The sequence below is a fragment of the Bradyrhizobium sp. cf659 genome (assembly GCF_900113725.1).
Classification (GTDB): domain Bacteria; phylum Pseudomonadota; class Alphaproteobacteria; order Rhizobiales; family Xanthobacteraceae; genus Bradyrhizobium.
This window is the reverse complement of record NZ_FOQJ01000001.1, coordinates 1,670,699-1,682,525: the sequence shown is the minus strand read 5'-3', so window position 1 is coordinate 1,682,525 and position 11,827 is coordinate 1,670,699. Positions and strand designations below refer to the sequence as shown.

Sequence of the window (11,827 nt, the reverse complement as noted above, 5' to 3'; positions counted from 1 at the left end):
CGCTTCATCTGAGCGTGGAACAGTGCGCTCTTGATGAGACCGGCGATATTGGGTGATTGCCTGATCAGGCATCGGGAATTCCCCAGAGCGCTGTCGGCCGGTTGTCACGCCTCGTCAGGTTTTTGCCTGCGTTTGCGCCGTGTCGTAACCGCGATTGCATCCGGCCGCACCGAGTAGATTTGCCGATGTGTGCGGCCGATCCCCTGGGCAAGAATACCGAGGGGCGATGCCGCGAAATCGCAACCTCGGGAGCGGCTGACCTGCCCGGCAACGTTTCAGGAATTTGAGGAGCTTGGCTATGCGCGGTCGCCGAACGACACCTCGGCAAGCCATTGCATTGACGCTGATGGCAGTCGCATCCGCGTCGATCCTGGCTGCGTGTGACCGTCAAGTGGAAGCAAAGAAGTCGTCTCCGCGTCCGGTCCGGACCACGACGATCGAGAAGCGTGAGAGCCTGGTGCCGCTGACCTTCACGGGGCGCATCGAGGCGGAGGACGAAGTAAACGTCGCTTTCCGGATCTCCGGACGTCTGCTTGCGAATGAGACAAGGCTCGGTGACAGGGTCGAGGCCGGGCAGTTGCTGGCGCAACTGGAGCCTCAGAATGAGCTGAGCACGTTGCGGCAGGCGAAGGCTGCTCTTTCCGCTGCACAGGGCCAGTTGACGCAGGCACGCAACCATTATGAGCGCCAGGAGACTCTGTTGGCACAAGGGTGGACCACGCGTGCCAATTTCGAGGCGGCGACGCAAGCACGACAGACCGCCCAGTCGCAGGTCGAGGCGGCGGAGGCGCAATTGAGTTCTGCGCACGATCTCGTCAGTTTCACCGAATTGCGAGCCGACGCGCCGGGCAAGATCACCGCGACGGGGCCGTCGGCCGGCGAGGTCGTTCAGGCCGGTCAAATGATCGCGCGGATCGCCAGACAGGACGGCCGCGACGCCATCTTCGATGTTCCTGCCCAGATGGTCAGATCGGCCCCAGCCGACGTGCAGGTCACCGTCAGCCTGACGGATGATCCGAAGATTACGGCGCGAGGCCGCATTCGTCAGATCGCGGCACAAGCCGATCCAGTCACCCGCACCTTCGAGGTCAAGGTCGGCTTGACGGATCCGCCGGCAGCGATGCGGCTCGGCGCGACCGTCAACGGTCGCGTCGAAACCAGTTCCGGACCGGTGATCGACATACCGGCAACCGCGTTGACGCGGATCAATCAACAGCCGGCCGTGTGGATTGTCGATCCGTCGACGAACGTCGTTTCGGCGCGCAACGTTGATATCCTGCGCTTCGACCAGGCACAGGTCATCGTCTCGCAGGGGTTGGACGCCGGAGAGATCGTCGTTACCGCGGGCGTGCAGGCGCTTCATCCGGGCCAGAAGGTGCGGGTGCTCGGGTCAGAGCCATGACCGGGCTCAATCTCTCCGACTGGGCCCTCAGGCATCGCTCGCTCGTCGTCTATGTCATGATGGTTGCCGTGATCGCCGGGGGGCTGGCGTATTTCCGGCTTGGCCGAAACGAGGATCCCTCCTTCATCATCAAGACGATGGTCGTTCAGGCGGCCTGGCCGGGGGCAACGGCCGAAGAGACGATGAAGCAGGTGACGGAGCGGCTCGAGCGCCAATTGCAGGAGACGCCCCACCTGGACTTCCTGCGCAGCTTCACCCGGGCGGGTCTCGTCACCATTTTCGTCAACCTGAAAGGAAGTGCGAATGCGAGGCAGGTTTCCGACACCTGGTATGAGGTGAGAAAGAGCATCGGCGACATGCGGCACACCTTGCCCGCCGGCGTTGTCGGTCCGGGCTTCAATGACGACTTCGGTGACACGTTCGGCATCGTCTACGGCTTCACCCGCGACGGCTTCACGCAGCGGGAGTTGCGAGATTACGTCGAGAACATCCGTTCTCGATTGCTTCAGGTCCCGGACGTGTCGAAGATCGAGCTCCTGGGTACGCAGGACGAGGTGATCTTCGTCGAATTCTCCAAGCAGGAACTTGCGACCTTGGGCGTCGATCGGGCGGCTCTGCTCGCGGCGCTGCAATCGCAAAATATCGTCCGCCCGGCGGGCGTAATCCAGACCGGCAAGGAAAGCATCTCCGTGCGGGTGTCGGGCGGTTTTCAGTCGGAGCAGGACATCGCCAGCGTCAATTTCGTCGCGGGGGGACGCACGATTCGCCTGAGCGACATCGCGCAAGTGCGGCGCGGCTACGTGGATCCGCCGCAACCGACGTTCCGGGTCAACGGCCAGCCCGCAATCGGGCTTGCCATCGCAATGCGCGACGGCGGCGACATTCTTGCGCTCGGCAGAAACGTCAAGAAGGTGATGGCTGAGATCACCGCCGATCTCCCGATCGGAATCGAGCCGGTCCTCGTTGCCGACCAGGCAGTCGTGGTCGGAGGCGCGATCGGCGAATTCATGACCTCGCTCCTTCAGGCCATCGCCATCATCCTGGTGGTGAGTTTCATCAGCCTCGGAATCCGTCCCGGCCTCATCATCGCGCTTGCCATCCCGTTGACGCTGGCCATCGTGTTTCCGATCATGGAGATCGCGCGCGTCGATATGCAGCGGATCTCGCTGGGAGCGCTGATCATCGCGCTCGCACTGCTGGTCGACGATGCGATGACGACCACCGACGCAACGCTCAATCGGCTGGCGCAAGGCGGCAGCAGGGTCGACGCGGCGACGTTTGCCTACCGCAGCCATGCCTTTGCCATGCTTGCGGGAACGCTGGTGACGATCGCGGGCTTCATCCCGGTCGGGTTTGCCGCGAGCTCGGCCGGCGAATATACGTTCTCGTTGTTTGCGGTGGTTGCGATCGCGCTCCTGGTGTCGTGGCTCGTTGCCGTGGTCTTCACGCCCTTGCTGGGTGTCGTCATCCTTGTCCCACCGGTGCAGAAGGGCGCTGCCGAACCCGGCGCGATGTTCCGTTTTTATCGGAATTTTCTGACGCTGGCGATGCGCGCCAAGTGGCTGACGATCGCGATCTCGCTGGCGCTCTTTGTTGCGTCCGTTCTCGCGCTTCCGTTGATCCCGCAACAGTTCTTTCCGTCGTCAGATCGGCCCGAATTGCTCGTGGACCTCAGCCTGCCGCAGAATGCATCAATCCATGCGAGCGAGATGGCAGCCAAGCGCCTGGATGCAGCATTGGCCGCCGATCCGGACGTTCATCATTGGAGCACCAATGTGGGGCGCGGTGCGATCCGCTTTTATCTCCCACTGAGCGTGGAGCTTCCCAACGATTCCTTCACGCAGGCGGTTGTCGTGGCAAAGGACGTCGCAGCGCGCGAGCGCCTGCGGGTGGGGTTGGAGCGTCTTCTCGCGGAGGAGTTTCCGGCGGCCGTCTCGTCGGTTTCGCCTCTCGGCCTGGGCCCGCCTGTCGGATGGCCGCTGCAATATCGCGTCAGCGGACCTGAAGTCGAGCGGGTCCGTGAGATTGCACTCAAGGTTGGACAGATCCTGGCCTCGGATCCCAGGGCCAAGGGCATCAACTTTGACTGGATGGAGCCGGAGCGCCAGCTGCGGATCTACGTCGATCAGGATGAAGCGCGCCGTCTCGGCCTGAGCTCGCAGGCGATATCGAGCGTGTTGAACACCGTGATATCTGGCGCAGTCGTCACCCAGGTCCGCGACGACATCTATCTGGTCAACGTGGTGGCCCGGGCAATCGACGAACAGCGCATTTCGCTGTCCAACCTGCGCACGCTCCTGGTGCCGCTACCGGGTGGAAAGACGGTGTCGCTCAGCCAGTTTGCGACGTTCGGATATCACCAGGAGCATCCCCTGATCTGGCGACGCGACCGCATCCCGACCCTGACGGTGCGTGCCGACATCGTTGGTGGAACGCTGCCCGATACGATGGTGGATGCTCTATCGCCCGCGATCGAACAGCTGAGGAAGACGCTTCCCGCGTCCTACGATGTGGCCGTCGGCGGGACCGTGGAAGAGAGCCGGAAATCGCAGGCGTCCGTGCTCGCCGTGGTTCCGATGATGCTGTTCGTCATGTTCACGGTTCTGATGGTCCAGCTGCAGAGCTTTTCGCGACTGGCCATGGTCGTAAGCGTGGCTCCGCTCGGGATGATCGGTGTTGTGGCCGCGCTGTTGCTGTCCGGCAGGCCGATGGGCTTTGTCACCATTCTCGGCGTTCTCGCTTTGCTCGGCATGATCTGCAAGAACGCGGTGATTCTGATCAGCCAGATCGATGCGGAGCGCGCGCAGGGCAAGAGCCCATGGGACGCGGCGGTGGATGCCAGCAGCTCGCGTTTCCGTCCCATCATGCTGACGGCGGTGTCGACCGTTCTCGGCATGATCCCGATTGCGCCGACCGTATTCTGGGGGCCGATGGCAGTTGCAATCATGGGCGGCCTGCTGGTCGCGACCGTGCTGACGCTTGTGTTGCTGCCGACATTGTACGTGACCTGGTTCGGGGAGAAGGGACCAGCCGAGGCTTCCGCTCCATCGTCGGCTTGAGTGGCTGTTTCCAGCGAGGGAAATCCCGACGCTCGACTAGGTAATCACCCGATATTCCAGATGTCGCCCAAGGCGCATCGTGCGACCGCCGGCAAGCCGCTCGGCCAGGATGTTGCGCACCCGCCTGTCGCGAGGTCTTCACATGACTGGGACGCCGTCAATCCAGAAGCTCTCCCTGTTCGCATTGACCGCGATGGTGGTTGGCTCGATGGTCGGCTCGGGGATATTCTCGCTGCCGAGAACTTTCGGGATCGCCACCGGTCCGTTCGGCGCGATCTTCGCCTGGTGCATTGCCGGCGGCGGCATGTACACCCTCGCGCGGGTGTTCCAGGCGCTGGCCGAGCGAAAGCCCGAGCTCGACGCCGGCGTCTATGCCTATGCGAAGGAAGGATTTGGCGACTATCCCGGCTTCTTGTCGGCATTCGGATACTGGATCGGCAGCTGCATCGGCAACGTATCCTATTGGGTTCTCATCAAGTCGACCTTGGGCGCCTTCTTTCCGGTCTTTGGGGATGGGAACACGGTCACCGCAATCATCGTCGCTTCGATCGGAATTTGGCTGTTCCACTTCATGATCCTGCGTGGCGTGCAGCAGGCGGCCGCGATCAACACCATCGTCACTGTCGCCAAGATCGTGCCGATCCTGATCTTCATCGTCATCCTGATATTCTCGTTCAACGCCGACATGTTCCGCGGCAATTTCTGGGGCGGCGTAGGCATGCCGGACAAGGGTCTGTTCGAGCAGATCCGCGCCACCATGCTGGTCACGGTGTTTGTCTTTCTCGGCATCGAGGGCGCCAGCGTCTACTCACGCTACGCCAAGGAGCGCGCGCATGTCGGTGCTGCGACCCTGCTCGGGTTCGCGATCGTCACGAGCCTGATGGTGCTCGTCACCATGCTGCCATACGCCGTGCTTCTCCGCGCCGAGATCGCCGGCATGCGGCAACCTTCCATGGCGACGGTCCTGGAGGCCGTGGTCGGGCATTGGGGTGCGATCTTCGTCAGCGTTGGACTTCTGGTTTCGGTGTTGGGGGCCTATCTCGCCTGGTCGCTGATCTGTGCCGAGGTGCTCTCCGCCGCTGGCCGGACCAAGGATATGCCGGCATTGTTCGGCAAGGAAAATGCGAACAAGGTGCCCGCCGCGGCGCTCTGGCTCACCAATGTGATCGTCCAGCTCTTCGTCATCAGCACCTATTGGTCGCAGGATGCGTTCGCGTTGATGCTCAATCTGACGAGCGTGATGTCACTCATTCCGTTCTTCCTCGTCGCAGCCTACGGGCTCCTGCTCGTCAGGCGGGGCGAGACCTATGAGAAGAGCGGCAGTGAGCGAACGCGCGATACGATTTTTGCCGGCATCGCCGTCATCTACACGCTGTTCCTGATCTATTCGGCCGGAATGAAGTTCCTGCTGCTGTCCTTGATCCTCTACGCGCCCGGCACGACACTCTATTTCTGGGCGCGCGTGGAACAGAAGGCGAGGGTCTTCACGGCCGTCGAGTGGGGCATCTTCATCGCAGCCGCCGTCGGCGCTGCTGTCGGGATCCACGGATTGGCCACCGGCTATATCACGATCTAGGCAAGGCAACCCTCAAGGGCAGTCCCATGGCAAAGCAGGCATCGGAATCCAACAGTGCCTTTGGCGTTCATTCGGAGGTCGGCCAGCTCCGCAAGGTCATGGTCTGCTCACCCGGCCGCGCCCATCAGCGCCTCACGCCCTCCAATTGCGACACCCTGCTATTTGACGACGTCCTGTGGGTCGAAAACGCCAAGCGCGATCACTTCGATTTCGTGCAGAAGATGCGTGATCGCGGCATCGAAGTCGTCGAGATGCACAACCTGCTGACCGAGACGGTCGCGATCCCTGAGGCCAGAAAGTGGATCCTCGACAATCAGGTTGTTCCCGATCAGGTCGGTCTCGGTCTCGTCGACGAACTGCGGGGCTATCTGGAGAGCCTCAAGCCGCGCGATCTGGCCGAGACGCTGATCGGCGGCGTTTCGACCCATGACTTCCCGGACGCCCATGGCGGCGAGATGCTCAAGCTCTTCCGCGAGGCCGCCGGCATGACCGAGTATCTGCTGCCGCCGCTCCCCAACACCTTATATACGCGGGACACGACATGCTGGATCTACGGTGGGGTCACGCTGAATTCGCTCTATTGGCCCGCGCGGCACGAGGAGCCGATCCTCGCCACAGCCATCTACAAGTTCCATCCGGATTTCGCCGGCAAGGTCAATGTCTGGTGGGGCGATCCGACGCGGGACCACGGTCTCGCGACGCTGGAAGGCGGCGACGTGATGCCGATCGGCAAGGGCAACGTCCTGATCGGGTTGAGCGAGCGCACCTCGCGGCAGGCGATCAGCCAGGTCGCCGCGGCCTTGTTCAGGAAAAATGCGGCCGAGCGCGTGATCGTGGCTGCGATGCCGAAGCTCCGCGCCGCAATGCATCTGGATACCGTCTTCACGTTCGCAGACCGGGATTGCGTCCTGCTCTATCCCGACATCGTCAACAACATCGCGGCCTTCTCCTACCGGCCGGCCGACAATTCCGCCGGCCTCGAACTGCGCAGGGACGAAAAGCCGTTCGTGGATGTGGTGGCTGAAGCCCTCAGCCTGAAGAAGCTGCGCGTGGTCGAGACCGGCGGCAACGCCTATATGCGCGAGCGGACGCAGTGGGACAGCGGCGCCAATCTGGTTTGCGCGTCCCCGGGCGTGGTGTTTGCCTATGACCGCAATACCTACACCAACACGTTGCTGCGCAAGGAAGGGATCGAGGTGATCACCATCGTCGGTGCAGAGCTGGGGCGGGGCCGGGGAGGCGGTCATTGCATGACCTGTCCGATCACCAGGGATGCGGTGGACTACTAGGCGGATCGAGTGGGCCTGGCTGTGAGGCCGGCGCGCCGCGGCCGAGCGCCGCTCCGCTTTTCCTGGGGCAACGCAACCGATCTGGTCAGGTGGAGTGAGTTCTCCGGCGTCTGTTCGGCAGCGTCGGGAGCTTCCGGCATTTTACGAAATGGCAATCTGCCGATTCAATCCCTGATTTAAAATCCTATCACTAACACGCCACAATCGTTGCCCAATCTGAGGCGATTCCTGGTGTACGCAGAAGCCATCGAGGAACACCATGCGCAGGTCCAGAGTTCTCTTGCCGGTCCTTGGATTGCTTGGAGCAGGTACCGCCTGGGCGGCGGACGTTGATCTCACCGAGCTGAAGGCGAGCAGTCCTGTACCGTACTACTCAGCTCCGTCATGGAGCGTCGTCGGCTCCGTTGCACCGACCTTCACCGACAATGCCTTGTTCGGCCGGGACAACCGCAAATCGGATATCTACTACGAGCCTGACGTGAGCGTCAGGTTGGACGGGAATCTGACAAATGACCTGTCATACCGGCTCTACGCCCGCGCCCAATACGAGGCGTTTTCGAGGGAGAAGGATGGCAACGCGGCAGTCGCACGCGTGGGAGCGCGCCTGACGGAGAATTGGGACGGCTGGCGCTTCTCCGCCATCTACGAGAACCGATACGATTTCGACGGCGTCTACCGGGACCTTGCCTTCACTTCGCATGACGTGATGGGCTCGGTGGCGCGCGACTTCCGCATGAACAATGTGACACTATCGCCGCTGTTGCTTGTGACCTATCGGTTTTCCGATCTTGCGGAAGCTCGCCGCTGGCGCTTCGATGCGTTGCTTGGCATCGAATTCAAGCTCGATCCGAATTGGTCGATCGTGAGCACACCATTGTTTGAAGCCTTCTGGTTCACCGACGGGCTGAACCGGGGGCGGCAAGACCAAATCTACTCAGCGGACATAGGTGTGAAGTACAATTTTGCCAGCAACGTGTCGCTTACGACCAGCGTGTTGTACGAGGCGCGTACATCGAACGTTGCGGTGCGGCGCTACAGGGACCTCAGGATCGGTCCTCGACTTGACTTCGCTTTTTGAGGGGCCTGCAAGATGATGAAATGCGCGTGGGTGCTGATGGGAGTCGCCGTTGGTCTAGCGGCGCCGTCTGCCGCTGCCGCAGACCCGCGCGATTCCGTCGACCGAAGCCAGCGCCTGGATACCGATGCACTCAGGGACGACGTCGGCACTAACCGCCTCCAAGTGCCGTCTCATCCGCTGGTGATCGCGCCGCCTCAACAGCCCCCTCCGAACGCGAAGGCGGGAAAGAAAAAGAAGTCCAGCGCAAGCGGAGCCGGAACCCGCTAGCGCATGGTGGTACATGTCGTCCGATCTCGACCCGAGAACGATATGCATGATTCTCGGAGGGCGTTGGTTGCGTATCAGGAAAGCTGTTATCGTGGCAATTCGCTCGTAAAGGTTGTAGACGGCACTTTAGCATTTGTTGCATCTCTTTTGAGTCCAGTGCCGAATGGTCTGGCACAAGCCGCCTGTTTGATCCCTTCAGGTCTCCTCTCACGACTTCGAAATTCCAACCTGGGGCTGTTACTACTTATGGCGCTATCAACCTAACGGTGTATAATCTGCTGACCCCACGGGCGTCCGTACTCTGATCCAGGATGATGCCTCGCCTGCGGGGCAGGTCGGCGACTCTCGATATCGCACTTCAATGTCGGGCGTTGCCGCAGCAGAGTGAGTGCGTACCGTGAAGCCTCATAGCTTTCCCGCTTCCGAGTCAATTCGAACCAGCGGCACGGGGAGGTTTCCGCTTGGTTTCGAGGAAACCGGCGACCGGCTGTACTGGCTGTACTCATCCGACTTTCTCTTCGTCGTGCGCCCTTCGCTTGGCGGACGCTTCGTCTATGAGGGGATCAATCCGGCCTTCGAGTCGCATCTCGGCATCTCATCCGATGACATCCGGGAGATGGACGTCTCCAGCTGCATGAGCAGGGATGACGCCAGATCCATCTATGAAGCCCTCCGTGCTTGTCTTGCGGAAGGGACGGAAGTGAGGATTCGCCATCGTCTCGCATTTGGCGAGCGGCGGCAAAATATGGAGACGACCATCACTCCTGTTGTGGATCCCGTAACACGTGGTGCGATCCGGCTGATCGGCAGCCATCGTACCATGCGTAATGGTGCGTTCGAAGCCGCGACCGAAGGAGCCGATGATATACACGTCGGGGCCAATTTGGCGTCCATTCAGGAGGACATCCAGCAGCGGATTGCTTCCGATCTCCATGATTCGACATGTCAGCATTTGATTGCCGCCAGCCTCGGTCTCATGCGGCTCCGTCGTAACATGAGCGACCCGGTCGGCGCCGAACGCCTTTGCGGTGAGATCGACGCGTCTATCGACGAGGCACTCAGGGAAATCCGTGCCTTTTCCTATCTGCTACACCCCCAGAATCTGACGGTCGACAGGCTCAAAGCCGCGATCGAGCACTACGCCGATGGATTTGCGGCTCGTACCTCGTTGCGGGTCACGACCAGGATCGTGCCCGACGTCGATAGGCTGCCTTACGAGAAGCAACGCGCCCTGCTGCGGATCGTCCAGGAAGCCCTCACGAACATATTCCGCCACGCGCAGGCGACGGAAGTGAGCATCGTTATTGAGGCGACCGGCCGGCATTTTCGACTGACGGTCACCGACAACGGGCGGGGGATTCGCGCCGACTACGCGAAGCAAGGTGGGAAAACCATATCCATCGGCGTCGGAATTCCCGCGATGAGGGCACGGCTCGAGCAGATCGGAGGGTCATTGGATATCCATTCGGATCCAGCAATACAGCTCTCCGGCACCATCTTGCGCGCGGTGTTTCCGCATGGGCTGGTGACGAACAAACGTGGCCGGCGAAAGGCCACGGGCTTCGTGAGGGCCCAAGCAGGCACCCACTGAGGGAGGAAGAAGGTTATCGGTGGCGAAATGGCTGCCGTATAACGACATTGGAGTGCTCTGCCATGAAACGCTTTCTTATCGCGGATGACCACGAAGCGGTGCGATTGGGCTTGCGAGCGGTGCTCGAACAGCGGGCGGATTGGGAAGTGGTTGCCGAGGCGAACGACGGCAGCAAGGCGCTGACTGCGGCTATCGAAAGCCGGCCGCATGTGGCTATCGTCGACTTCTCCATGCCGCGAATGACGGGAGTGGAGGTTGCGCGGCGGATCAGGGACTATCCCTTGCAGACGGAGGTCTTGATCTTCACGGTGCACAAGTCCGGTCTGCTCGCGCAGCAGGCGTTCGAGGCCGGTGCACGCGCGTTTCTGGCGAAATCGGATGCGAACAGATTGTTATTGGCGGCCGTCGACGCACTCTTGGTGCATAAGCGGTTCTGCAGCGAAAGCTGTCGGAACGAACTGGATCACGGCGCGGGCGGCGATGCAGACCGGCGTCGCGGGCTTACGCCACGCGAGCAGCTTGTCGTGAAGCTGGTAGCTGAAGGCTACAGCAACAAGGGCATCAGCGCGATCCTGAACCTCAGCGTCAAGACAACCGAGGCACATCGGGCGGCTGCGATGCGCAAGCTGGAGGTGAACTCAACCGCAGGTCTGGTCCGGTACGCCGTTCGCGCGCAGTTGGTTGAGGCATGACAGCGCGTCGGTCCGTGGGATCTCCTTGAAGGCGGCCACGTCGGTACATTCGCCGACGCTGCTCAGGGTTTTGCAGGATAGCCCTTCGAACCATGATCGGCATGATCGTTCGACCTTGCTGCTGCCGGCCGTCTCTATTGATTGCGGCCGGAAAACGAGAACGACGCCATGAAACGCATTTTGATTGCGGATGATCATGCAGTCGTACGTTCAGGGCTTCGCGCGATTGTCGAAACGCAGTCCAACTGGATCGTCGCCGGTGAGGCTACCAATGGTGAGCAAGCCGTCGATTTGGCCGTGGAGACGAGCTCGGACATCGTAATCGTCGACTATTCGATGCCACTCATGAACGGGTTGGAGGTCAGCCGCCGGCTCAGGGCACTTGATCTGCCCACGGAAGTGCTGATCCTGACGATGCATGAAGACGAGGAGCTGCTGACTGAAGCCGTTCTGGCCGGAGTTCGCGGCTTCTTGTTCAAGTCGGATGCCAAGAAGCACCTGATTTCCGCAATCGAGGCGTTGCTCGACGGCAGGCCCTACTTCACCAGCGCCCTGGTGGAGAAGCTGCTCCATGACTACCAGCTCAACAAGCATGGCAAGTCGGACATGCTGCTAACGTCGCGCGAGCAGAGCGTGGTCCAATTGATTGCGGAAGGGCATACCAACAGATCCATGAGCGCCATTTTGAAGCTGAGCGTGAAGACCGTCGAGACCCATCGTGCGTCGGCTATGCGCAAGCTCGGAATGTCGTCGACGGCCGAACTGGTCCGCTATGCCATTCGCAAGAAGCTGGTCGCGCCTTGAGAGACGCCGCCGTTGTCTTGGAATGGACGCCGTGCAGATCCATATAGGACGCTCTGGAGGCGCCGAGCG

The 11,827-nt window shown here is 61.3% G+C and carries 8 protein-coding genes; all 8 read left to right on the top strand.

Annotation, left to right across the window (positions count from 1 at the left end; translation table 11 throughout):
• The first annotated feature begins 298 nt into the window (after nucleotides 1-298).
• The 8 genes from BM118_RS08140 (at nucleotide 299) to BM118_RS08100 (ending at nucleotide 11,758) form a co-directional block, all read left to right on the top strand.
• Complete coding sequence (locus tag BM118_RS08140) at nucleotides 299-1,402, top strand: efflux RND transporter periplasmic adaptor subunit (RefSeq protein ID WP_092183821.1); 1,104 nt, start codon at nucleotides 299-301, stop codon at nucleotides 1,400-1,402.
• On the top strand, nucleotides 1,399-4,461 hold the full coding sequence (locus BM118_RS08135; RefSeq protein ID WP_092183819.1) for an efflux RND transporter permease subunit: 3,063 nt from the start codon (nucleotides 1,399-1,401) through the stop codon (nucleotides 4,459-4,461). The genes BM118_RS08140 and BM118_RS08135 overlap by 4 nt, the downstream gene beginning before the upstream one ends.
• Nucleotides 4,462-4,603: 142 nt before the next feature.
• Entirely contained in the window at nucleotides 4,604-6,037 is a 1,434-nt protein-coding gene (locus tag BM118_RS08130; RefSeq protein WP_092183817.1) for a basic amino acid/polyamine antiporter, read from the top strand.
• A 26-nt stretch (nucleotides 6,038-6,063) separates the two neighbouring features.
• A complete protein-coding gene (gene arcA / locus BM118_RS08125) occupies nucleotides 6,064-7,326 on the top strand; it encodes an arginine deiminase (protein ID WP_092183813.1) in 1,263 nt (420 codons plus the stop codon).
• 259 nt (nucleotides 7,327-7,585) lie between these two features.
• A complete protein-coding gene (locus BM118_RS08120) occupies nucleotides 7,586-8,404 on the top strand; it encodes an outer membrane beta-barrel protein (protein ID WP_092183811.1) in 819 nt (272 codons plus the stop codon).
• Between the two features lie 655 nt (nucleotides 8,405-9,059).
• Nucleotides 9,060-10,262, top strand: coding sequence for a sensor histidine kinase (locus BM118_RS08110; protein WP_244550091.1), 1,203 nt, complete (start codon nucleotides 9,060-9,062; stop codon nucleotides 10,260-10,262).
• 62 nt (nucleotides 10,263-10,324) lie between these two features.
• Nucleotides 10,325-10,954, top strand: a complete 630-nt coding sequence (locus BM118_RS08105) for a response regulator transcription factor (protein WP_092183805.1) — start codon at nucleotides 10,325-10,327, stop codon at nucleotides 10,952-10,954.
• A gap of 168 nt (nucleotides 10,955-11,122) precedes the next feature.
• Nucleotides 11,123-11,758: a response regulator gene (locus tag BM118_RS08100; RefSeq protein WP_092183803.1), complete on the top strand. Its 636-nt coding sequence runs from the start codon at nucleotides 11,123-11,125 to the stop codon at nucleotides 11,756-11,758.
• The last annotated feature ends 69 nt before the right edge of the window (nucleotides 11,759-11,827 follow it).